This window comes from Variovorax sp. OAS795 (assembly GCF_040546685.1).
In the GTDB taxonomy this organism is placed as follows: Bacteria; Pseudomonadota; Gammaproteobacteria; order Burkholderiales; family Burkholderiaceae_C; genus Variovorax.
Genome location: NZ_JBEPOH010000001.1, coordinates 1,045,137 through 1,069,007, shown reverse-complemented (window position 1 = coordinate 1,069,007; position 23,871 = coordinate 1,045,137). Strand labels below are relative to the sequence as shown.

General features: G+C 69.9%; 16 protein-coding genes and 1 pseudogene. All 17 read right to left on the bottom strand.

The genetic code is table 11. From position 1 onward, the window contains the following. Positions 1-6: 6 nt before the first annotated feature. The gene (gene tssH / locus ABID97_RS05065; RefSeq protein ID WP_354397455.1) at positions 7-2,736 is read right to left on the bottom strand and encodes a type VI secretion system ATPase TssH; all 2,730 of its coding nucleotides are present in this window, start codon (positions 2,734-2,736) and stop codon (positions 7-9) included. Between the two features lie 69 nt (positions 2,737-2,805). Further along, positions 2,806-3,480, bottom strand: a complete 675-nt coding sequence (locus tag ABID97_RS05060; RefSeq protein WP_354397454.1) for a class I SAM-dependent DNA methyltransferase — start codon at positions 3,478-3,480, stop codon at positions 2,806-2,808. Between the two features lie 184 nt (positions 3,481-3,664). Then, a pseudogene (locus ABID97_RS05055) lies at positions 3,665-4,141 on the bottom strand (tetratricopeptide repeat protein); the annotation flags it as partial. Then, on the bottom strand, positions 4,138-5,217 hold the full coding sequence (gene tssG / locus ABID97_RS05050) for a type VI secretion system baseplate subunit TssG (RefSeq protein ID WP_354397453.1): 1,080 nt from the start codon (positions 5,215-5,217) through the stop codon (positions 4,138-4,140). The gene tssG and the pseudogene ABID97_RS05055, both read right to left, overlap by 4 nt. Then, entirely contained in the window at positions 5,193-7,085 is a 1,893-nt protein-coding gene (tssF, locus tag ABID97_RS05045; RefSeq protein ID WP_354397452.1) for a type VI secretion system baseplate subunit TssF, read from the bottom strand. The genes tssG and tssF overlap by 25 nt, the downstream gene beginning before the upstream one ends. A gap of 27 nt (positions 7,086-7,112) precedes the next feature. Next, positions 7,113-7,625: a type VI secretion system baseplate subunit TssE gene (tssE, locus tag ABID97_RS05040; RefSeq protein ID WP_354397451.1), complete on the bottom strand. Its 513-nt coding sequence runs from the start codon at positions 7,623-7,625 to the stop codon at positions 7,113-7,115. After that, positions 7,618-8,460 carry a type VI secretion system accessory protein TagJ gene (locus tag ABID97_RS05035; protein WP_354397450.1) on the bottom strand — a complete coding sequence of 281 codons (843 nt, stop codon included), beginning with the start codon at positions 8,458-8,460 and terminating at the stop codon, positions 7,618-7,620. Before ABID97_RS05035 ends, tssE begins: the two co-directional genes overlap by 8 nt. Positions 8,461-8,482: 22 nt before the next feature. Beyond that, positions 8,483-9,040, bottom strand: coding sequence for a hypothetical protein (locus ABID97_RS05030; RefSeq protein WP_354397449.1), 558 nt, complete (start codon positions 9,038-9,040; stop codon positions 8,483-8,485). Between the two features lie 27 nt (positions 9,041-9,067). Further along, entirely contained in the window at positions 9,068-11,083 is a 2,016-nt protein-coding gene (locus ABID97_RS05025; RefSeq protein ID WP_354397448.1) for a caspase family protein, read from the bottom strand. Between the two features lie 134 nt (positions 11,084-11,217). Then, positions 11,218-12,357, bottom strand: coding sequence for a hypothetical protein (locus ABID97_RS05020; RefSeq protein ID WP_354397447.1), 1,140 nt, complete (start codon positions 12,355-12,357; stop codon positions 11,218-11,220). Positions 12,358-12,385: 28 nt separating this feature from the next. Next, the gene (locus ABID97_RS05015) at positions 12,386-13,135 is read right to left on the bottom strand and encodes a hypothetical protein (RefSeq protein WP_354397446.1); all 750 of its coding nucleotides are present in this window, start codon (positions 13,133-13,135) and stop codon (positions 12,386-12,388) included. Positions 13,136-13,168: 33 nt separating this feature from the next. After that, positions 13,169-14,770 carry a murein transglycosylase A gene (mltA, locus tag ABID97_RS05010; RefSeq protein ID WP_354397445.1) on the bottom strand — a complete coding sequence of 534 codons (1,602 nt, stop codon included), beginning with the start codon at positions 14,768-14,770 and terminating at the stop codon, positions 13,169-13,171. Positions 14,771-14,822: 52 nt separating this feature from the next. Beyond that, the gene (locus tag ABID97_RS05005; RefSeq protein WP_354397444.1) at positions 14,823-16,724 is read right to left on the bottom strand and encodes a protein kinase domain-containing protein; all 1,902 of its coding nucleotides are present in this window, start codon (positions 16,722-16,724) and stop codon (positions 14,823-14,825) included. Positions 16,725-16,827: 103 nt separating this feature from the next. After that, positions 16,828-17,478, bottom strand: a complete 651-nt coding sequence (tagF, locus tag ABID97_RS05000) for a type VI secretion system-associated protein TagF (RefSeq protein ID WP_354397443.1) — start codon at positions 17,476-17,478, stop codon at positions 16,828-16,830. Next, positions 17,475-21,074, bottom strand: a complete 3,600-nt coding sequence (gene tssM / locus ABID97_RS04995) for a type VI secretion system membrane subunit TssM (protein WP_354397442.1) — start codon at positions 21,072-21,074, stop codon at positions 17,475-17,477. Before tssM ends, tagF begins: the two co-directional genes overlap by 4 nt. Beyond that, a complete protein-coding gene (locus ABID97_RS04990) occupies positions 21,071-22,399 on the bottom strand; it encodes a DotU family type VI secretion system protein (protein ID WP_354397441.1) in 1,329 nt (442 codons plus the stop codon). Before ABID97_RS04990 ends, tssM begins: the two co-directional genes overlap by 4 nt. A gap of 32 nt (positions 22,400-22,431) precedes the next feature. After that, entirely contained in the window at positions 22,432-23,763 is a 1,332-nt protein-coding gene (tssK, locus tag ABID97_RS04985) for a type VI secretion system baseplate subunit TssK (RefSeq protein ID WP_354397440.1), read from the bottom strand. Positions 23,764-23,871: the final 108 nt, after the last annotated feature.

Below are 23,871 nucleotides of genomic sequence, written 5' to 3'. Positions count from 1 at the left end.
AAAGCCTCAATCGAAGGCGTAGGTGAAGTCGGCGTCTTTCACGTCGAGCGCCACGCGGCGGATCTCGCCGCCGGAAGCCAACCTCTGCAGGTACTCGACCGAGATGGTCGGCAGCACCGTGTTGGTCAGGATCGCGTCGATCACGCGGCCACCGGACTCCGGGTCCTGGCAGCGCGCCACCACCTGGTCGACCACCGCCTCGCTGTACTCGAAGGGCACGCCATGGTTGGTCTCCACGCGCTTCTTGATGCGGCCCAGCTGCAGCCGCACGATCTTCTTCATCATGTCGGGCGACAGCGGGTAGTAGGGGATGGTGACGATGCGGCCCAGCAGCGCGGGCGGGAACACCTTCATGAGCGGCGCCTTGAGCGCATCGGCCAGCGCGTTGGAATCGGGCAGCAGCTCGGGGTCGCGGCACATGCTCATGACCAGCTCGCTGCCGGCATTGGTGGTGAGCAGGATGATCGTGTTCTTGAAGTCGATCATGCGGCCCTCGCCGTCTTCCATCCAGCCCTTGTCGAAGACCTGGAAGAAGATCTCGTGCACGTCGGGGTGGGCCTTTTCCACCTCGTCGAGCAGCACCACGCTGTAGGGGCGCCGGCGCACGGCCTCGGTCAGGATGCCGCCCTCGCCGTAGCCCACGTAGCCGGGCGGCGCGCCCTTGAGCGTGGAGACCGTGTGCGCTTCCTGGAACTCGCTCATGTTGATGGTGATGATGTTCTGCTCGCCGCCATAGAGCGCCTCGGCCAGCGCCAGCGCGGTCTCGGTCTTGCCGACGCCCGAGGTGCCGCAGAGCATGAACACGCCGATGGGTTTTTGCGGGTTGTCCAGCCGCGCGCGCGAGGTCTGGATGCGGCGCGCGATCATTTCGAGGCCATGCTTCTGGCCGATGACGCGCATGTTCAGCGTGTCGGCGAGCTTGAGCACCGCCTCGACCTCGTTCTTCACCATGCGGCCGACCGGAATGCCGGTCCAGTCCGCGACCACCGAGGCCACGGCCTGTTCGTCGACCGACGGAAGGATCAGTGGTGACTCGCCCTGCACCGCGTGGATCTTGGCCTGCAACGCATGCAGTTCTTCAAGCAGCGCTGCGCGGTCTTCGCTCCCTGCCGCGCCGGCGGAGGGTTGGGGTGGGGGCACGTCGGCCTTCGCATTGCCCTCTGCGGAAGCGGTGTCCACCGGCTTGCTTCCCGCACGCAACTTGCTGCGCAATTCGAGCAACCTGTCGACCAGCCCTTTTTCCTCCTGCCAGCGCGCATTCAAGCCTTCGAGCTGCAGCTTCGATTCGGCCAGCAGCGCCTCCACCTGCGCCGAGCGCTTGGTCACGTCGATGCCGATGGTGGCCTCGCGGCCGATGATCTCCTGCTCGACCGTCAGGCCCTCGATGCGCCGCATGCAGTCCTCCACCTCGGGCGGCGTGGCGTGCTGCGACACGGCCACGCGGGCGCAGGCGGTGTCCAGCAGGCTCACGGCCTTGTCCGGCAGCTGGCGCGCGGGAATGTAGCGGTGCGACAGTTTCACGGCCGCCTCGATGGCCTCGTCGAGCAGCTGCACGCGGTGGTGCTTCTCCAGCACGCTGGCCACGCCGCGCAGCATCAGGATGGCCTTCACCTCGTCGGGCTCGGGCACCTGCACGACCTGGAAGCGCCGCGTGAGCGCCGGGTCCTTCTCGATGTACTTCTTGTACTCGGCCCAGGTGGTCGCGCCGATGGTGCGCAGGTTGCCGCGCGCCAAGGCGGGCTTCAGCAGGTTGGCCGCATCGCCGGTGCCGGCCGCGCCGCCCGCGCCCACCAGCGTGTGGATCTCGTCGATGAACAGGATGATGGGCGTGGGCGAGCTCTGCACCTCGTCGATCACCTGGCGCAGCCGCTGCTCGAACTCGCCCTTCATGCTCGCACCCGCCTGCAACAGGCCGATGTCGAGCGTGAGCAGCTTCACGTCCTTCAACTGCGGCGGCACGTCGCCGCGCGCCAGGCGCTGCGCGAAGCCTTCCACCACCGCGGTCTTGCCGACGCCCGCCTCACCCGTCAACAGCGGGTTGTTCTGGCGGCGCCGCATCAGGATGTCGACGATCTGGCGGATTTCCTCGTCCCGCCCGGTCACCGGATCCATCTCCCCCTTCTTCGCCTTCTCGGTCAGGTCGACAGCAAATTTTTTCAGGGCATCGCCCTTGCCCATGGCGGCGGGCGCCATGGCGCCGGAGTCTTCGCCCGGTGCACCGCTGCCCATGCCGGTGCCATCCTGCGCGCGCATCTGCGATTCGGGCGAAGGGTCGCAGATCTTCACGAAGTTGTCGGCCAGGTCCTCGACCTTCACCTTCTCGAACTGCTTCGACAAGCCGAACAGCGGGTTGCGCAGGCTCTGCGTCTTCAGCATGCCGACCAGGATGTAGCCGGTGCGCACCTGCGCCTCGCCGAACTGCAGCGTGGCGTAGGTCCAGGCGCGCTCGATGGCGTTCTCGATGTGCGGGGAAAAGTCGCTGATGGCGGTGGCGCCGCGCGGCAGCCGGTCGAGCGCGGCCGTGATGTCCTTGGCGATGACCGACACATCCAGGCCGTAGTGCTGGATCACGCGGTGCAGGTCGGAGTCCTGCGCCTGCAGCAGCTGAGCGAACCAATGCTCCAGCTCCACGTACGGGTTGCCGCGCATCTTGCAGAACACGGTGGCGCCTTCGATGGCCTTGTAGGCCAGCGAGTTGAGCTTGCCAAAAAGGGCGGTGCGGCTGATTTCACTCATGGAAGACTCCGTATCTGTTGAAGACGATTCATGCCGGTAAATTTGAAGTTCGGTGATCCGTGTCCGGCGTCAATGCGCGGAAAGCCTTGCGCTGGCCAGCCACCCCTGCACGTCCTGCCCCGCTTCGCGGCGCGGAACGATCGGCTCGATGCGCACGGCACCGAAACCGGCAGTCGCAAGACAGGCCTCGACATGCGCAGCCGCATGGCGGTAGCGGCCGCTGCCCTCGATCCTGAAGTCGTCCCGGCCCCCGACCATGGCCTCGACCGTGAACACCACGCCGCCTTCCGGACGCAGCGCACGCGCGGCTGCCGCCAGCACCTCGTGGAGGTCGCCGAAGTAGCACAGCGTGTCGGCCGATGCCACCAGGTCGAAGTGGGCGGGCTGGGTGCGCAGGTAATGAGTGAGCTCGGCCTTGTGCAGCACGTCGTAGCCGCCGCGCTGCTCCGCGCGCTGCAGCATGCCGACCGACAGGTCGCAGCCAGCCAGGTGCGCGGCCCAGGGCCGCAGCAGCGGGGCGCAGAGTCCGGTGCCGCAGCCGGCATCGACCACGGCCAGATGCGCGGACGGCGGGCCATACATGTCCTGCACCGCGCGCGCCACCAGTTCGGGTGCGCGGTAGTGCAGCTTCTCCAGGCTCGCGTCGAAGCTTCCGGCGTAGCTGTCGAACAACGTCTCCACATAGCCGTCGCTGGCCCGCGGGGGCGCATGCCCCTCGCAGGCGGCCAGCAGATGCGCGACCACGGGATTGCCTCGGATCTTCGGCCAGCCACTCCCGGTACATGCAGATGGCCTGCTCGTTCTCGCGGAGCAGCTCCAGCGCGCGAATCACCTTCGAGCGCGCGCCCAGGTTGCGCGGCTGCAGCAGCACCGCACGGCTGTTGGCGATGACGCTCTCCTGGATGCGCCCCTGCTCCATCAGCGCGATCGACAGGTTGTACCAGGCCTCGCTGAATTCCGGCCGCAGCTCGAGCGCGCGGCGGCTGACACGCTCGGCGGCCTGCCAGTGGCCTTTCCTGCATTCGAGCGATGCAATGTTGCTCAACGCATCGGCACCTTCATCGCCTTCTTTCGCGAAGGAGATGCTGTTGTGGTAGGCAAGCATCGCGTCGTCGATGCGGCCGGTCTCGACCAGCAGGTTGCCCAGGTTGTTCCAGGCGCCGCTCTGCGCGGGTTGCAGCGTGAGCGACCGCCCGATCAACGCGATGCTCTCGTTGCTGCGGCCTTGCGCATGGCGCAGCAGGCCCTGGTAGTGCAGGGCGTCGGGGTCGTCCGGCCCGGCGTCCAGGATGCGGTCGAGCAATTCGCTCGCCGCTTCCAGCTCCTGTGCCTTGATCAGGGCCGCGGCTTGCGCCAGCGCGGCCGCATGCGCCGTCGTGTCCGGGTGCGCGGGCGTCGTCGTCATGCGGCGGCTCCCACGGTGGCCTGGGCGGCACGGGCGGCCATCGGGCGGCTGCCTATGCGCACGTCCGCCGCATCCTTGGCGCGCGGGCGCTGCCCGAGCCACGCGATCCATCCGAGGCGCGGCGCGTTGCCCTTGGCTTGCCCCAGGCGCGTGGGCGGCACCTGCGCGCCTTGCAGCGCAAGCTGCGCGTCCCACTCGAGCTCGTCGCCGAGCAGCTGCTGCATCCAGCGCTGCAGCACGGGCTGCGCATCGCCGATGGGCAGGAACATGCGGTACTGGTCCAGAGAGAGCGGGCCCACGTGCAGGCGCACGCGGTGCTGCCGGTCCCACGCCCGCGTGCCGAGCATGGCGCCCATGCCCATCGAGCGCGAACTCTCGCCCTGCCCGAGCCGCGTGAGTTCGCCCGCGGGCAGGCTCATCCAGTGGCCGACCCAGCGCTCGAGCGTGACGGGCACGCCGAAGTAGCTGCACAGCACCGATTCCACGCTCTCCGCGTTGTGCACGCGGCGCGCCAGCCAGCCCGAGAAATGGAGCCGCGCGTCGTCGTGGATCTCGTCGCGGCCGATGCGCCCGGGCATGCCCATGCCCACGAGCGCGCCCACCTGCAGCCGGAAGCGGTCTTCGCCCGGACGGTCGAGCGCCACCGCGGGCCGCGACTGGGCCCAGGCACGGTAGAAGTGCAGCGAGAAGCGGTGCAGGAAGCTGTCGAGAAAGGCCAGCCAGGTCGGGTCGCCATGGTTCAGGCTGCGCTCGCGGATGAAGTCGCTCAGGTGCACCGGCAGCGGGCCGTTGGGGCCCACGTAGCTGAAGAAATGCTGGCGCAGGCGCGGCGGCGAATCGGCTGTCGCGGGCTCGAAGCGGCTGAAGCTGGCGGGCGCGAACGACAGCGACGGCTCCTGCCCCACGCGCACCGGCTCGGCGCTCGGCAGCAGCGCGCGGCCCCAGCGCGGCGTGGTGCCGGCCACCGACTCGAGCCGCCGCATCACCGCGAAGTAGTCGAAGGACCAGGGCTCGGCCGACCATGCGCGCAGCGCGCCGTCGACGCGGCCGGCTACAGAATCTGGCGTGTCCCGCACAGCGGCCTCCATCGCATGTTCTCGCCCTTGCCCGCCACGCGCAGCACCGTCTCGACGAAGTGGTTGACCTCCACGTGGCGCGCCAGGTAGCGCGACAGCACGGCACCGAACAGGAAGACGCTGTGCCCGTGGAAGGCGTCCTTGTCGACCTCGACCGTCACCTCGAGCCCGCGTCCGAAGGCGATCGGCCCCTTGAGCGGCAGGCGGCGCGCCACCGGCTTGCTCTTGACCGACAGCAGGCCGCGCACCTGGCCCTGGCGCATCTCGTCGGCGTGCACGGCATAGAGCATCAGGGTTTCGCGCAGCGCCGCGGCGCCCTGCTCCGGCGTGCTGTCGGAAATGGAAAGGTAGTTGAGCGCCAGGTGGTCGAGCACGCGCCATCCGAGGCCCTGGCTCACCACCGGCGACACCGGCCGCGACGGTCCGCGCACCATGCGCACGCGCTGCGCCGGGAACGAGTCGATGCAGTCGAAGTCATTTTCGCGGCCGAGCGGCATCAGGAGCGGCAGGTCGCGGTTGGTGCACAGCGCGGACACCGCCAGCTGCCGCAGCGCGGCCGAATAGGGCGCCTGCTGCGGATCGACGATCTGCATGTAGACCTCGGAGCCGATGTGGCTGCTGCGATGGCCTTCGGTGCGCTGCCGCACCGACAGCATGCGCGGATCGCGCGTGGTCGTGAAGTAGGCCGGGTGGCTGTGCCGCGTGCCGTGGAAGGCCGAATAGAAGGGCCGGAACAGCTGCTCGGCCGCTGCCGCGTCCGCGCCGGGCGCGCCGTGGCCGACGACCTCGGTCACCGTGTGCACCTCGAAATCCTGCGGGCGCGTGCGGTCGGGCACCAGGTGGAACTGGCTCACGCCCTCGGTCAGCGGCACGCGGTCGAGCCGCTTGTTGAACAGGTTGACGATCGGCACGCAGTGCAGCTGCACGTTGTCCACCCCCACGAGCTTTTCGAGCGCCGCATCGCCGCGCGAAAAAAGCAGCACCAGTTCCAGGTCGGACACCGGCATGGTGGACAGCAGCGCCTGCAGCCCCGAGATCCGAAGGAACTGGAAGCGCTGCGGAAACGCGAAGTACTCCTGCAGCAGCCGGAAGCCCGAGAAGCCCGTGGCCGTGACGGGCAGCAGCGCCTCGTCGTCCTCGAAGCCCACGGCGCCGATGGCGCTTGCGGGCAGGCTGCGCGCCTCGCCCTGCAATGCGCCGGTGGGCGACAGCGGCCGCACCATCACGCCGATGGGCTGGCCCAGTGCGCATTCGTGCAGCTGCCAGGCCACGTCTTCGGCACCCCCCAGGTGCATCACCAGCTCGTCGATCGCGATCTGGTTGAACTTGAGGCCGGCGGTGGCATGCAGCCCGATGCGCAGGCCTCCGCGGATGGCACGCGATTGCGGGTGCGTGTTGAGCGGCAGGTCCGGCGCATAGGTGAAGTACTGCGCGCGCTGCACCTCGATGGGCCAGAGCCGCAGTGCACCTGCGGTGCGGAACTCGCAATGCGTGTTCTGCCCCACGGCCTGGCGCGCGCGCAGCCCGCTGCCGCGCGGCAGCGTGGGACCGGTGGCCAGGTTGGCGTCGTCGGGGTCGTGCGCGAACGAGGCCACGGCCATGGCCGGCGTGGGCGCAAGGAAGTTGGGATAGACGATGTCGAGCAGGTGGCCCGTGAAGCGCGGGTACTCGGCATCGAGCTTCAGATTGACGCGCGCCGACAGGAACGCCGTGGCCTCGATCAGCCGCTCCACATACGGGTCGGCGACCTCCTGGCCCTCGATGCCCAGGCGGTGCGCGATCTTGGGAAACGCGCGCGCGAACTCCGAGGAGCTCTCGCGAAAGTAGCGCAGCTCCTGCTCGTAGAGGTTCAGCAACCGGGGGTCCACGGCATCACTCCAGGAAAGGCCGCACGCTCATGAGCGCTGCGCCATGTCCACGATCTCGATCCGGCCTTCTTCCAGGTCGACGCGGCTGCGCATCAGGAACTCGAGCGGCACGGGCTGCGCCCACAGCATCCCGCGGATCTGCAGGCCAATGCTGTTGTGGGAGTCCAGTGCGGAGCCTTCCATGACGAGTTCGACTTCGAGGGTTCGGGGCAGGATGCGGGGCTCGAACTGCAGGATCGCGTTCTTCAAAGCCTGTTCCATGCTGACACGCTGCACCGACGAGGTGAACTGGCCAGACAGCATAGGCAATCCGTAATTGATGACGGAGCGCGCGGCGTGGGGGTATTGCCTGTCGTCCATCGCCAGGCCGTAGCCGGTGGCGTTGAAGAGCCAGCTCAGGTCGCGCAGCACGGCCTGGCGCAGCGCCTGCTTGGTCAGCGTGCGCTTCTCGTCGCTCTCGCGCTTCTCGTCGGGCGCATGGTCCACCAGCCGGTCGAGCAGCGACGGCTGAAGGCGCTCCTGGGCCGTGAGCTCAACCACCGTGGCCGCCCTGTTCCGCTGCGCCCTCCTCGATCGGCTGCGCCACCGCGTTGAAGAGGATCTCGCGCACGTCCATGAGCGCGTACTCGCCCGCATCGCTGCCGAGCACGCGCTGGCCACAGCCGGCCCAGACCTCTGGGCGCAGTTCGCGCCACTCGGTCTTGCGCGCGAGCAGCAGTTCGCCATCCTGGCTTTTCTCGGTGCCTTCGTAGCGGGTGGGAATGAGCGCCAGCGTCTCGCCGCCGTTCTCCAGGAGCAGGTGCGCGGGCATCCAAACGCAGTCGCGCAGGTCTTCCGGCGCTTCGATCTTGATGTGCGCGAGCCGCGCATAGGGAATCCAGTAGTACTTGCCGTTGACGAAGGCCTCGAGCACGGGGCCCAGCCGCATGTCGGCATCGGCCAGCCATTCGAAAGGCACGCCGTCGATGGTGCCGCCGATGGCGGGTGCGGCATCGAAGGCACGCTGGCGCAGGTCTTCGGCCAGGTCGAGCTCGCCGCGGCCCTGGCGCAGCAGCGATTCGATCAGCAGTGCCAGCCATTCGTCCGGCTGGCCGAAGATCATGGGCGTGCGCGTGCCGGCAAACACCTCGGCGCGCAGGCCCTCGCAGCGCACGGCCTCGCCGTAGACCTGCTTCATGGGAACGGCGAGCGCGTCGAGCTCGGCCGCGACGGTCAGCTGGTTGAGCGCGCGCTCCCACTGGCCCAGCACGCACAGCAGCTGCGCCATGAAGACGCGCTGCTTGCTGTCGGCGGGCTTGGCGCGGACCTCGTCGCTCAGCGCCTTGAGCGCAGCGACCGGGTCGGAGGACTTGATGAGTTCGGCAGAGGTGCTCATGGGTTTCTCCGTTCGGTCCGCTTCAGTTGCCGGTGAAAGTGCAGGTGCGCACTGCGCCGCGCGCGCCGGTCTTCTGCTGCGGTGCCGAGCGGATCTCCAGCTTGGTGTAGTGGAAGAAGACGATGTCGCACGGCCGCTTGGGCGTGCCGCCGGTGACGATGGCGTGGCAGTCGACCCGCGCGCCCTCGAGCACGAACTCCAGGTGCGACTGCAGGTCCTTGGAGCTGTCGCCGCCGGCCTTGAAGACCGACACCGTGACCTTGAGATCGTTTTCCTGGTTCTTCAGCAGGCTGGCGATGGAGGCGGTGGCGGCGTCGCAGTCGCGCACGACGATGAACGAGTAGCTGCGCAGCTTGCCCTTGGTCGAGCCCGGCGGAATGGCGACGTCGGACTTGTACGAGTAGCCGCCGATGTCCATGCGCTGCTTGCCGTCCTCGTAGGTGCGCACCGACTCGCCCTCGATCGGCGTGCCCTTGCTCTCGATCATCATCGAGAAGTCGTTGCCCGATTCGCCCGACAGGTAGTCGAGCAGCCGCAGGGCCTCGTCGGGGTCCAGTCTTCCATCGTAGGTCCAGCTCATGTCGATCTCCTGAGAACAAAAAAGCAGTTACTTGGCGGGCGGCGCATCGCCCGCCCAATGCACCATGGCGGCAAAGGTCTGGCGGGCCTTGCCTTCGGACAGTTGCCCGCGCACGCGCACCTCGGGCGCGCCCGCATCGCTCGGCCCCGCCCCGAAGAGGCGCGGGCTGGTGTAGGGGCTGGCGGTGGAAGCCAGCACGAGCAGGCGGCCGCCGGGCGCCTCGAACCAGGGCAGCTCGAAGCGCTTGGCGGCGGGCGCACCCGGCGTGCCGCGCTCGAAGCGGTTGGTCTCGCCCGGGTCGTCGGGGTAGACCGCGCGCAAGCCGCCCTGCGCGTCCACGCCCACCACCACCATGTCGATCGAATGGCCGCTGGCGTTGCGCACGCTGAGCGCGGCGCGCTCGCCCGCGCGCAGCGGCAGGAGCGATGCGCCCGCCCGCTGCACCGGTTCGCTGCGCACCAGGCGCTCGCCGCTCCAGATCTCCAGGACGGCCTCGAGCCCCTCGACCTGCGCACTGCCGCCAGTGCCGAGCGCGGCGAGCTGGGTCCACCACTTCAGGCGGGCCAGGGCTTCGAGCCGGCGGCGCAGCCCGGCCTGGTCGGGCACCACCTGCGCCGAGGCCTCTGAGCCGCTGCGCAGCGCGGGCGACAGCACCTCGATGCGCAGGCCGGCCGCGCCGAGGTCGGTCCAGCGCACGTCGGCCGGTGCCTCGCCGGGTGCATTGCCGGCCACCGCGGCGACCGACGCCGGGTAGTCCAGGCTCATGCGCGGCGGCAGTGCGCCCTTGTCGCCGCGCACGCGCAACGCGAGCGCGGGCGGCGGCGCCAGCGCAGAAGCGCTCCACGACGCGGCGCCCGAAAGCGCGCGCAGTGCGGGCGGCACGGCCACGCGCGCGGAATCGATGTCGGCCTGCAGCAGCCGCGCCTTTTCGCTGCGCACGGTGCCGTCTTCCATCGTGGCGGTGAGCCGCAGCTCTTGCTGCGGCTGGAGCCCGTCGATCAGCCCCGCCTGCAGCACGAGGGTGTCGCCGCTGCGCTGCGCGCGCCACACCGGCCGCGTCGAGGCCGCCACGTCGCTGTTGGCGAACAGCTGCGCATCGAGGTTGCCTTCGGCCACCGGCGACGGCAGCTCGCGGGTGGGGAAGCGCTGCGCGAGCTCGTCGATGACCGGTGGATAGAAGGAGAGCACGCCGTCGAAAAGCTCGCGCCAGGTGGCGGGCCGGCGCTCGAGCGCGCCCACCACGGCCCAGGTGAGCAGGCCCTGCGGCTGCGCGCCGCGGCTCTTGCGCGGAAGGCGGAGCTCGGGCGTGATCTGGTGGCTCTCCGATGCGAAGAAGGCCACGTAGCGTGCCCGCGCCACGCGTTCCGATGCCGGCGGTGTGGCCGGCACGGCGGCCTCGGCGGTGGCCTGCGGCAGCGCGCCGCGCAACTGCGCGGCACGCAGTCCGCGCCAGCGCACTTCGTCGTCTGGCGGGCCTTCGGCGGTGCCGCCGGCGGCGGCCTGGGTGCTGCGCGTCATCGAGGTGGCGGCGCAGGTGTCGAACACCGACCACACGAACACATTGCGCGCGAGAAAGGCCTGCACCCAGGCGTCGAAGTCCACGTCGCGCACGCCGCCGGCGAGCGCCGTGTCCACGCCCACCGCGCCGCGCACGTCGCGCGCGAGGAAGTTCTCGGCCAGGCCGTCGGGCTCCTGGTAGCGCTTGCCGGCGTCGCGCCAGCGCGCGCCATGGCCTGAGAAATACAGCAGCACGAAGTCGCCGCTCCTGGATTGCGCGAGCAGCCGGCCGAGCGCCTCGTGGATGGCGCGCGATTCGGGCAGCGCCGCGCCGCCCACGCCGTCGGCCAGCACGGTGATGTCGGGTGCCGCGAAGCCCTGCTTCAGCAGCGCATCGCGCATCAGCATCACATCGTTGCGCGGCGCCTGCAGCCAGAGCGACTGCGGTTGGTTGACGAGTTCGGAAACGCCGACGAGCAGGGCGCGCTGGGCGGCGAAGACGGCGTTGCCGGCGAGCAGCAGCGCGAGGGACAACAGCAGCTGCAAGAAGCGTGTGGCTCCTTCCCCCGCTGGGAGAAGGCGGGCATGGGGGCGGGCAGCGCGCCCGATGGATGCGCCGCTTGCCCCCGCCCCTGCCCTCCCCCCGGGGGGGAGGGAGAGAAACGCAGGCGCCATGAACATCATGGGCGCTCCGTGGCCGGCCCCGCCGACTGCACCAGCGCCGAAGCCGCGAGCACCGCCTGGGCTTGCGCCGGATCGGGCACACGCAAGCGCCACGCACCCTGCGTGCCGGGTCCGCCCAGCACCTCGGCCGAGACCGATTGCAGGAGCCGGTCGGCTTCGTCGATGCGCACGCCATCCTTCCAGCGCACGACCAGGTTCGCCTGTGGGGCCGAAGGAGTGGCGGGCACGGCGCGAAAGCGCACGTCGTCGTCGTCGCCGCTGCGGTGGCCCGGAAGGCCGACGTTCTGCACCACCACGACCAGCGCGAGCACCGCGAACGCGGGCCGCACCCAGCCTTCGGCGCCGAACCAGCGGCGGATGCTGCCCCACCAGCCGCCCTCGGGCCTGGGCTGCGGCTTCGCGGGCGGTGCGCCGGCGTCCACGGGCGCACGGCCAGCACCCGGCAGCAAGGACGTGCCCAGCTGCGATGCGGCATCGCGGTAGATCGCCTGGTAGTCGGCGCGCGGGTCTTCCTTGCCGAGCGGCGTTCCCGAAAGCACCGGGAACACGCCGCCCACGGTGCGCAATGCGATGCGCCCGGGTTCGGGCGCGATGGCCAGCGGGACTTGCGCGGCCCATTCGTCGTGCACCGCGCGGATCGCGGCCAGCCGCGTGGCCGAGACCTCGCCGAGCACGCGCGCGCACAGCTGGGGGCTGGGTTCGAGCGTGAGCACGTTCCAGGCCTGGATCAATCCGAAGGCGGGCTCGAAGGGCTCGTCGTCGGGTTCGAGCAGGACGTCGTAGGCGCCGGCCCAGTCGGCCTCGCCCGCGGCCATCCAGCCCTGCCATTGGTGGCCGTGGACGCAGCGATCGAGCAGAACGCCGAGCAGGCGGCCTTCGACCACCACGCTGACGAGGCGGCCCGGCGCCCAGCGCGCGTTGAAGGCGCGCTGGGCGACAGCCTCGCGGCGCCGGGCCAATTCGGAGAGCGGAAGCACGAGATCGAGCACCGCGCGCGGCGGCGCGGCGGCGGTACGGGCGGCAGCGCCCGGCACGGCGACGACGGCTTCGCCGCCGAAGGCGCCGGGCGCCGCGGGGACGTTGCCGTCGAACGCACTTCGGATCACGCTGAGAGGGGGCCAGAGGTCGGTGTGCATGGCGGTCTGTTCCTGAATGGCTATGTCTTCAGGCATAAGACGCTTCAGCACCGAGGATTTTGAAAACCTGCAGGATCGCGGCCATGTTCCCGGGCTCGATGGCGATGCCCAGCGTCTGCTGGATCCAGCCGCCGATGCGGGTCCTCGCGTAGTCGGCGGTGAGGCCTTCGCGCTTGTGCACCAGGCCCAGCCGGCCCGCGCGGTAGTGGTAGGAGGCGATGGCATGGCGCGACGCGATGCCCGAGAGGCCGCCCTCGGCCTCCTTGCCGAAGCCTTCGCACAGCAGGATGCGTTCGGGCTCGGGCAGCTCGGCGATGAAGGCGCGCGCGGCCAGCTGCACCTTGCCGGCGCCGAGGCCGTGCTCCGCCAGGCAGCCATCGAGGTCTTCGTGGGCGCCGAGCGCGTCTTCCAGCTGCGCCTCCGTGACCTGCTCGCCGATCGAAAGCTTGCGGCGAAAGGAGCTCGCGCGCGTGCAGTCGATCAGGTAGCGCCGGAAATAGGCGCACAGGGCGAAGGCGCTCGAGGGTGCGCTGTGGCCCGCGCGTTCGTCGGCCTCGTCGGGATCGGCATCGAGCCGCAGCACCTTCACATAGATGAACTGCGCCACCAGCTCCTGCCGCCCCTCGCCCAGCGCCTGGAGCTCGGGCGGATTGCAGGCCACGAGCGCGTCGCCCACGATGCGGTACATGCTGCCCATGTCGTCCGGCGACAGCGTCTGCCGCCGCCGCCAGAGGCGGACAAGCGCGGAGCTCTCCGCGGACGAAAGGGTTTCCTGCATGACGAAGCGGCCAGCGATGCAAAGGCGATCGGACTAGTCGTCCACGCACACGCCTTCCGTCGGCACCAGGCATTGCGGCAGGCCCGCGCCCACAGGGCCGCCGCGCGTGCGGATGGCCGAGGATACCGATGCCGACGCCACGGCGAGGCCGCGCGGCAACAGGATCCAGAGCTGGCCGCGCTCCTTCATGCGGCGCGCGTTGGTGGCGGCCTGCTGGCCGTTGCCGAAGAAATAGTCGGCCCGCACCGCGCCGCGGATCGCGCCGCCGGTGTCCTGCGCAATGGTGAGGCGCTGCATGGGCGCACCGGTGCCGGGCGCGCGCGTGGAGACGAACACCGGGTAGCCGAGCGGCGTGCTGCGCGGGTCCACCGCGATCGAGCGGCCCGCGGACAAGGGCACGCCGAACGCACCCACCGGCCCGCCCGAAGGCGACGGCGACTCCTTGAAGAACACATAGCTCGGGTCCTGGATGCCAGAGCCCGCAACCGGACCGGCCGCGCGCCGCCCGGGCACCACGACCGCGCCGCTCGTGACGGGCCGCGCGAGCGTGAAGCCGCGCGTGCGGATGGTGCTGGTCGAGGTGCTTCCCACGTCGTCGTCCTCGTCGCCGTCGTCGAGTTGCAGCTCGATGGACGAGCCACGCACCTTGACCGGCGAGCGCGGCTTGCCGTTTGCAGCTTGCGCCAGCGTGGGCCTGAAGGGCTGGCCGTTCTGCTCGGCATAGGCCACGCGCACGATGTCGCCGTTGGCCAGCTTGATGCGGCCCGAACCCTGGATCTGCATCTCGTACAACGCGGTGGCGCTGCTCACGAAGGCCAGCACCTTGGCATTGGGCGCGCCCTTGGTCTCGATTTCTTCGCGCGTGTAGTAGGGCAGCAGCTGCTTGCCCTCGATGCGCAGGCGCACCTTGCGGTCGAGCGTGTCGCGCGTCAGGGCCGAGAGGTCGAGCGCATAGAGGCCCGGCGCGCCCATGTCGCGCGTGCTGAGCCCCGTCTGCACCACCACGTTGCGGCCTTCGACGCGCGCGGCCACGGTGCCGTTGCCGGCCGGCAGCTTGCGCACGTCGGCAAACAGCATGTCCTCGGGCTGGCCGTAGACGGGGTAGATGTAGGGCGCCGCGTACTGCCGGCTGCCCGCGATCTCGGGCTCGAAGTAGCCGGTGACCACGCCGTCCGGCTTGCGGTCGTCATCACGGATCTGGTAGGCCGAGAACTCCTGCTCGAAGAAGGCGCGGATGGCGGTGTTGTTCTTGCTGTCCACGCGCAGGGCGCGGGCGCAGACGTCCTTCCACTCGGCGCCCCGGCCGGTGAGCACCTTGCAGCTGCCGAGGAAGGCCGGCCAGCTCTCGGAAAAATCGTCGCGCGCCCAGCCGGGCACCGCATCGAAGCTGACCGAGGTGTAGGTCGCCAGTTGGGTCGAGAAGGTCCGCGCCTGCCCCGCCACGCTCCCGCCGGTGGCGGCCGGCCGCGGCGTCGCGGCCGGTGGCGTGGCCGTGGTGTCTGGCGCGGCGGTGGCCGTGCCGGCGCTTGCGCCCGCGTTGCCTGCCGGCGTGTTGGCGCAGCCCGCAGCCAGCACGGCCGCCGCGACGGCGGCCCAGCGAAGGGTGGAAACGAAAATCGGCGACTGCGTGTACATGAAAGCCTCCTTGTCCGAAAGACGGCCCAGCGGGCCAATGCTCTACAGACGATTACTTCTCGACGATTTTGAAATTCGCGACGCCATAGACGTCGTTGCAAGGGGCGCCGGGCGCGCACGACGGCTTGCCCAGCAAAGGCGACGGCCCCGTGCCGCGGCTCGCTTCGAGCGCCGCCAGCACGGGCAGCGGAAACTGCGGAAACACGCCGTCGTTCTGCATGCCCGAGGCGCTGAAGTCGCGCTCGTGCTGGCTCACGAGCACCGCGAACTGGTTGGTCCCCGCCGGCCCGCCGGCATCCATCGGCCAGGAGGCGCGCGGCAGGGACAGCGGGCTGTTCGCGGTGATCTTGTTGTACTTGTCGAGCAGGTTGGGGAACAGCAGGAACATCTCGCCGCCACTGGACAGCAGGAACACGTAGACGAAGCCTTCGCGCTTGCTGCGGACCTCGAACGCGAGCTTGTCCTTGCCGATCGCCACCTCCGGCTTCTTCGGCGTGGCCGTCACGTCGAAGCCCGGCGCCGCGCCGGCCGCGAGCGACTGCAGCGAATCGAGCGGCGTGCGCGGTGCGGGCGGCGGGGGCGGAGGCGGTGGCGGCGCCTGGGTCACGCGCGGCTCCGGCGGCGGCGGCGTGGCCACCGCGACCTGCTGGCCGCCCTCGCCCGCCACGCCAGCACCCGCGCCGCGGCCCTGGAACCACCACCAGCCGCCGCCGGCCACGGCAGCAAGCACGGCGACCGATGCGATCGCGGCCACGGCCTTGCCGCTCTTTCCGCCCGCGCCTGCGCCCGCGCCCCGGGCAGGTGCCGGCGCGGGTGCCTTGCCGCGGCCGATGGTCGTCGGCAGGTCGGCTTCGCCGTGCGTATTGCGCGCGCCCGGCGGCGTGGTGCGCGGCGTCGGCGCGATGCTGTGGCCCACCTCGAGGTCGAGTGCGGCGCGGAACTCGGCCATCGACTGCGGCCGTGCCTCGGGCCGAACGCCCAGGCCCGCGTCGATCGCCTGCAGCAGCCGCAGGCTGTAGCGCTGGCGCAGGATCTCGTTGCCCGCGAGCGGCACGTAGCTGTCGGACAGCAGCCGCGCCACCGAAGGCGGCGGTGCGCGGCCGCACACGGCCACGTGCATCACGGCCGCGAGCGCATAGACGTCGGTCCATGCGCCCTGCGACATGTCGGGCATCTCGGCGTACTGCTCGATGGGCGCGTAGCCGGGCTTGAGGATGACAGTGATCGCCTGCGTCTTGTCGGTGATCACGCGGCGCGCGGCGCCGAAGTCGAGCACCACGGGCCGGCCCGAGCCCTCGAGCAGGATGATGTTGTCGGGCGCGATGTCGCGGTGGTAGCAGTTGGCGCTGTGCATCACCGCCAGCGCCTGGGTCACGCCGTCCATGATGCGTATGAGCCACGCCTCGTCCACGCCCGCGGGAATGGACACCAGCGCCTGGCGCAGCGTGTCGCCGCGGTAGAACGGCATCACCATGTAGGTGGTGCCGCGCTCCTGCCAGAACCGGTAGACCTTCAAGAGCGACGCATGGTCGAACTGCGCGAGCAGGCGGGCTTCGTTGATGAAGCTGCGCATGCCGAGGTCGAAGGTCTCGCGGTGGCGCTCCGACAGCGGGACCACCGTTCCGTCCTGCTGCCGGGTCGACAGCGAGGTCGGCAGGTATTCCTTGATGGCGACGACGCGCTCGAGCGTGTGGTCCCAGGCTTCGTAGACGACGCCGAAGCCGCCCTGCCCCACGACGCGCGTGATCTCGAATTCTGCGAGGCGGCTGCCGACGGGGAGGAGGCCGGCTTCGTTGCCTTCCGTTGCCGGGCTTGTGACCGGGGCGTTGGACAGGCTTGTGCGGTTGGCTGTGATGACGGTGGCGGAGGTGTCTTCGTTGCCTGCGGGTTGCGGGGCGGGTCTGGACATGACCTGGGTGCGGTCGTCTTCGGGCGGCTTGTTTTCTTCGGTCATTGGCTGGCTCCCGTTTCAACGCATACGGGTGCTTGCTTCCCGAGGCCGGGACTCGCCCGCCGGGGCGAGACCCGGCCTCGGACAAAAAAAGAAAGCAAGGATCTCATTCCCCACCCCCCACAAACAAAGCCTCGAACTCCCCATCCAAAGGCAACCCCGCAACCACCATGCGAACCGTCCCTTCAGCGCCAGGATCGCCCATCCACGACGACCTCCCCGCCCCTGGCAAAACCAGCGACTCCACCGCGCCCGCCTGCACGTCGCCAGCAGCGGCAAACAACCGCCCCAGCAAAGCATCGAAGCGCAGCGCATCCAGGTCCGACTCGAGCCCCTCGAGCGCAGCCCGCGTGCCAAGCGCCCACCAGCGCAATGCGGCTTGCAGCGCATCTCCCCGCAGCGCCTCGCCCACGGAAGCATCCAGTTCGATGGCGATGGTGAACGGGAAGTACCGCCCCACCCCATCCACCGAAGGCATCAGCACGCCGATCCAGGCCCCATCGCCGACGACCTGCGGGCCAAGCGCAAAGCACCAGATCGGCGCTTCGAGGTAGTGCGAGGTCCAGTCGTCGTGCCGGTCCTTCAAGCGCGCGAGCCCGCGCTGAAGCCACAGGTCCCACACGGAACGAAACGAATCGGGCAGGCGCCGGTGCGCAAAATCCCCCATGCCCGGCAACTTGCCGAACCACCCCGGCAGCGCCGCCGAAGAGGAGGCGAAGACAGAGGAGGAGGAAGAAGCAGCGGCCACGTCGCTCACAGCCCCTCCGGACAAGAGAACTCGCGCAGTTCCTTCAGGCGGATCGGGTGCTGCACGCTGTTGGTCGTCACCTCGAAGCGGGTCTTGCGCGGACCGACCTGGAAGGTGATGAAGAACTTCTCGGGCGCGTCGCCGGCTTCGAGCTGGCCGTCGTCGAGCGCGCGGAACAGCGCCCACGGCCCATCGACCGCGGAACCCGAGCTGCCAGTGGTCGATGGCGGGCTCACCTGGATACGCACCTGGTTGCTGCCCTTGGGACCGGGCCACTGCACGGCCATGGGCACCACGGGGCCGTGCGCGTATTTCACGAGCTGGCCGTCCACGTCGAGGATGAATTGCGTGATGCCCGCGTCCATCTCCACCGGCTTGAAGTCCAGCCGCATCGATGGGCCGCGGCCGCCGCCGCGGAAGAAGATGTCCTTGATGCGCGCGGCACGCTCGAACTGCGCCAGCGCCTGCGTGGTGACCGCCCCGCGCTCGGCCACGGGCTTGTAGCGCCACGGCTTGGTGCTGGTGTCGACCAGCGCGGCCAGGCGCTTCTGGAAGAAATCGTCCATCAGGCCGCCGGCGCCGAACATCTGGCCGAAGTCCTCGGGCAGCACGTCGCGCTTGCTGCTGCCCACGAAGGGGTAGCGGCCCGCGATGGCGCGGTTGCAGAACTCGGTCACGGGGCGCAGGTCCTGGCTCAGGTTGCCGCGCTCGGCCACCTGTGCCTGCGCCGCGCCCGACTGGCTCAGGTTCTCGACCATCGTGCGCACCGGCTCGGGCAGGCGGCCCGCGTCGGACTTGAGCTTGCCGGCCACGTCGCCGGGCGGCGGCGAGGTGCGGCCCTTCACGGCCGTGTCGACGGCGTTGAGGTACACGTACACCTCGTTGAAGAGCTTGAGCGCGTCGTCGATGGGCGCGGGCTGGTTGGGCGCCACCGGCGTGACGAGGCGGCGCAGCGGCTCGAAGCGGTCGTCCACGATGCTCTCGATGCGCTTGCCGCTGGCCACGGCCTTGTTGGGGTCGCCGCCGAACAGGTCTTCGAGGCCCTTGCGGGTGTTGGCGACCGTGGCGGTGGCCTTGCTCACCACGTCCTTGGGCTGGTCGGCCGGAATGAGCGTGGTTTCCTTCACCACCGCGCGCAGGAAGTTGGCCAGCGGCGAACCCACGCCCGAGAGGATGCGCGCCGCCTCGATGTTCTTCTCGAGCCCGCTGGCGCGGATCAGCCGCACGTCGGCCAAGAGCGTCTCCCACACCTTGACGTATTCCGCCAGGTAGAGCCGGCGCACGCGGTCGGTCAGCGCGCCGAGCGCGGCCACGTCGCGCATGCGGTCGGCGGCACTGCGGTCCTGGCCGAGCACCCACGGGTCTTCCTGCGCGAGCAGGCCGGTGAGCACCGTCACTTCGTTCTGGAAGCGCTTGTGGTAGCCGTCGTAGGTGAACATGCCCGGCACGCCTTCGGTCAGCGGCTTGCCGCTGATGCGCTCGAACACCAGCGGCGCCGAGGGCCCCGCGGCGGTGGCGATGCTGAAGCCCGGAATGTCCTTGGTGGCGCGCTGGCGCTTGAGGCGGCTGAACACGCGCTGCTCCAGCGGATAGCTCGCGAGCACGGCACGCACGCTGCGCACCAGGTTCTCGTCCATCTTGAGCGGCGAGCGCGGCGGGCCTTGCGCGATGAGCACGTCGAGCTGGTCCTCGAGCGCCTGGCGCTGGTCCTCGGGAATGCCGCGGTCCAGGCTGCGCGCCCAGTCGAGCGTGATCCAGGCCTTGAGCGCCTCGGCATCGAAGTGCTCGGGCTGGTAGAGCATGAGGTAGCTCTTGAGCGCCTCGTAGGTGTACTCGAGGTTGTCCTTCTGCGCGGTGCGCAGCTGGTCCTCGATGCGCTTGGCGATCTGCGGCAGGAAGGCGTCGTTGAGCGCGCGCTGGTGCGTGAGCATGGCGGCCGCATCGAGCTTGTCGCCCTGGTAGAGGCCCAGCGTCATCGACAGCGGCTCGTCGCCCTGCCGGTTGTCGGGCGTCTTCCAGATGTCGCGCAGGCTCTGCAGCACGGGCGCCACCTCGACCAGGTTCTGCACCCGCGACGGCAGCGCCGCGAGGTTCTGGCGCGCGGGCTCGACACGTGCCTCGACCGACTTCAGGTAGTTGACGTTCTGCAGCGTGCTGTAGCCCCAGCCCGCCAGCAGTGCGAGCGTGACCAGCGTCATGGCCGCCACGCCCGCCATGCGCAGCGCATGGCGCCGGCGCTCCAGCTTCACGTTGGCGCCGGCCAGCCGCTGCTCGGGAAACACCACCTCGCGCAGCAGCGCGGTGAGAAAGTAGCTGCGGCCGCTCGACTTCTGCGGCGCGAGCATGGCGCGCTCCAGGCCGAAGCTGCGAGACAGACTGCCCATCACGCGGTCGATCGGGCTGCCCTCCTGCGTGCCGCTGGTGAAGTACACGCCGCGCACCCACGGCGGCTGCGCGAAGCGCGAGCCGGTGAAGACCTGGTCGAGCAGGTCGGACAGCATCGAGCCGATGGAGCCGAACTGCGCCGGAAAACCGAAGATCGCGGCGCGGCGCGTGCCGTCGGTCTCGCGCTGCATGCGGGCGATGAGGCCGTCGTTGACGCGGTTGTGCAGCAGCGCGAACTCGCGGTTGAAGGCGGTCGAAAGGCCCTTCTCCTCGGTCTGCACGTTCTCGCCGGCCGCGAGCGTGAAGCCGAACACCTGCGCGCGCTGCTCCTTGCCCAGGTCGTCGAAGTAGTCGGTGAAGCCGTAGAGCAGGTCGCTCTTGGTGACGAGCACATACACCGGCAGCCGCGTGGTGAGCTTCGCATCGAGTTCGAGCAGGCGCGCGCGGATGGAGGCGGCCAGCTGCGTGCGCTGCTCGGGCCCCTGGCTCAGCAGGTCGGCCACGCTCACGGTCAGGAACACGCCGTTGAGCGGGCGGCGCGGGCGCGCCTTCTTGAGCAGGCCCAAAAAGCCTTCCCATGCGCTCTTGTCTTCCGATTGGTGGCTGTCCTGCGTGGTGTAGCGGCCCGCGGTGTCGATGAGCACGGCCTCGTCGGTGAACCACCAGTCGCAGTTGCGCGTGCCGCCCACACCGCGGATGGCGCCGGGGCCGAACTTCTCGGCCAGCGGGAACGACAGGCCCGAATTGACCAGCGCCGTGGTCTTGCCCGCGCCGGGGGCGCCGATGAACACGTACCACGGCAGGTCGTACAGGTAGCTGCCGCCGGAGATGGAAAGCCAGTCGCGCCAGCCCGGCTTCTTGCCGGCCGCATGCAGGCGCATCTGCTTGAGCGTGGCCACGGCTTCGCTGAAGCGCGTGTCCAGGATCTTCTGCTCGCCGTTGACCGGCGCGTCGGTCTTGGCGGCCGGCGCCTTCATGAGGCCGTCTGTCAGGTGCTGGCTCGCGCGGCGCGTGCGCCAGCGGCGGTAGAGCGCGCGCAGCACCACGATGAGCACGATGGCGCCGATCAGCAGCGCGCGCACCAGTTCGCTCTCGAGCGGTGCCCAGGCGCCGATCTTCACCAGCGGGCCGATCCACCAGATCAGCAGCGAGACGATGACCAGCGCGAGGATCGTCAGCAGCAGCGGGCTGAACAGGAATCCGAAGATTTTCTTGATCATTTCGTCACTCCTGCCGAAGCGACCCGGTCCGGCTCGGACAGCAGCACGATGTCGACGCGGCGGTTGCGCGCACGGTTGGCCGGGGTGTCGTTGGCCACCACGGGCTCGGCGTCGGCCTTGCCGTCGGAGCGCATGCGCGCGGGGTCGACCAGGGTGGTGAGCGCGCCCTTCACCGCGTCGGCGCGCGCGGCCGACAGGTGCCAGTTGGACGGATAGCGCAGCGAGCGGATCGGCTGGTTGTCAGAGTGGCCGGTGATCAGCACCTCGCCCTTCACCTCGGCCAGCGCCTGCCCGATGCGGCGCAGCACCGGCAGCGACGCCGACATCGGCTCGGCGCTGCCGGAGCCGAAGAAGGAATCGCCGCGCAGGCGCACCACGCTGCGGTCGGCCTCGTCGGTCACGGTGACCAGGCCCTGCTTGATCTCGGGCTCCAGGAAGCGCGCGAGCCGGGGCGTCTTGGCCGGCGCTGCGGGCGGCGCGATCTGCAGGTTGGGCACGCGCAGGCCCGACACGGCGGCATAGGTGGTGTCGGAGCGGTAGTTGAGCGTGAGCCGGAGGCCGAACCACGCCAGCGCGAGCAGCAGCGCGAAGCCGGCCGCGAACACCCACAGCGGCAGCGACTCGCGCAGCCGCACCGTGCCGGCGCCCTGCCCGCGCCAGTGCGGCGAAAGCTCCGCTTCGAGCGGCGGGCGGTCCTTGGCGATGAGGTCCGCCAGCCGCTGGCGCACCTGGTCGAGCTGCGCGCGGCCGTTGTCGACCACGCGGTAGCGGCCTTCGAAACCGAGCGCGAGCACGCTGTAGATCAGCTCCAGCAGCTGGCGGTGGGTGGGCACGTCCTGCGCGAGCTTGGCGAGCAGCTGGAACACCTTCTCGCCGCCCCAGGTCTCGTTGTGGAACTGCACCAGCAGGCTCTGCTTGTTCCAGCCGGCCTGCACGCCCCAGGGCGTGTTGGCCACGGCTTCGTCCAGCGCGGTGCACAGCACGTAGCGCGCCGCCAAGACCGACTCGTTGCTCACGCCGGCGCGGCGCGCAGCGGCATCGAACTGGTTCACCGCCTCGGCGGTGGAGGCGCGCAAGGCCGGCACATTCGGCGGCTGCACCAGGTTGCGCAGCTTGCCGATCAGCACCAGCAGCTTGCCCGCGGCCGAGACCAGCGGGTTGAGCAGCCCGATCTCGCCGACGTCGGCGGCCGGCGTCGGATCGACACCGCCGAAGAAAGGCGCCGGCGCCGCGGAGGGTGGCGGCGTGCCGGCTGGCGTGCGCGGCTTGGGCTTGATGACCGTGCGCTCCGACTCGAAGGCGGCGAAGGGGTCTGGTGTGGTCATGATGGTGTTCCGTTTCCGTCAGCCGGATGCGGCTAGGAACGAATGGCCCAGAACGCGAGGTCGAGGCCGGGAAAGTCGCCCGCGATGTGCATCGCGATGCCGCCCGATTGCTCCAGCTGGCGCCACAGGTCGCTGTTGCGCGTTTCGAGCTCGAAGTAGTTGGCGCCGGTATGGAACGGAATCTGTCGCGGCGCCACCGGCATGGGCGTGAGCGTGACGCCGGGGAGCGCGAGGTTCACCAGGTCGCGGATGCGCTCGACCGGCCCGATCTTGACCTGCGTGGGAAAGCGCGCGCGCAGCGCCTCGCTCGGCATGTTGGCGTTCACCGCGAGCACGAAGGTTGCCTTGCGCTGCAGTTCCACGTCGGTGACCATCGCCACGCGCACGCCGTGCTTGCGGTCGTGCAGCTCGATCCGGATGGCCGACTGCTCCAGCACCATCGAGAGGCTGCGCCGCAGGTCGTCCATCACCGGCCGGAAGCTCAGCGCCAGGTCATCGTGGATGTAGGGGCCGAAGCGCGTGACGCGGCGCGAATCGCGAAAGCTCGCGAGATCGCCCGCGAGGCCCAGCGCGTGCTCGAAGAAATGCTGCGGATGCAGCATCGCGCTCCGGGCCAGGTGCGCGAAGACGGCTTCGTTGCGGTTGACGGTCTGCAGCAGCATGAAGTCGGCGATCTCGGCCACGCCGCCGGTGCCGCCTTGCGTCATGCGGCCGGCCAGCGCCTCGCCGCGCTGGCGCATGAGGCCCAGCAGTTCGTCCAGCCAGGCGCGGATCACGGCATGGCCGGCCACGTCGAGCAGCGGCGGCAGCATGGCGCGGTCGAGCTGCACCTGGTTGTCGACGCGGCGTTCGACCACACGGGCCACGCCCAGCGTGGTCCAGGCGTCGGTCGCTTCGCTGGCGCGCATCAGGCGCGTGTGGAGCTGGCCCAGCTGCAGCATGGCGGTGCGCTCGCCGGCGGTGTTGGAGTCGGGCACCTCGGACTCGAGCACGCGGTGGCGCACCAGCTCTTCATATTCCTCGGCATCGGCCTCGCGGGCACCGGCGCGGCGCAGCGGCAGCGCGAGCATCACGGCCTCGTCGCGCATGGTGGGCGGAATGTCGATGGGCTCGGGCAGCGGATCGACCGCCGGCATGTCGAACACCGTGCCGTCGCCGAAGATGCCCACGGCGCGCACCAGCGCGAGCTTGCCCAGCGTGAGCGCGGCCTGATCGATCTCGATCTCCGCAAAGCCCCAGGCATAGGGCGTCGTGGAGCGCAACAGCACATGCCGCGCATGGTCGCCATGACGCTCGCTCTGCTGCAGGTGCTGGGGCTGCAGCAGCATCCCCTCGCTCCAGACCACTTTTGTTCGCCAACTCATCCGCACTCCGTCAAAGGCAAGGGCTGCCTGAAAGAAGCACGGAGTTTCCGGCGCCGGGCGCTGCCGGCAAATCCGCCTAACGGCCTAGGCGGAGGGATTTGGAGCTAC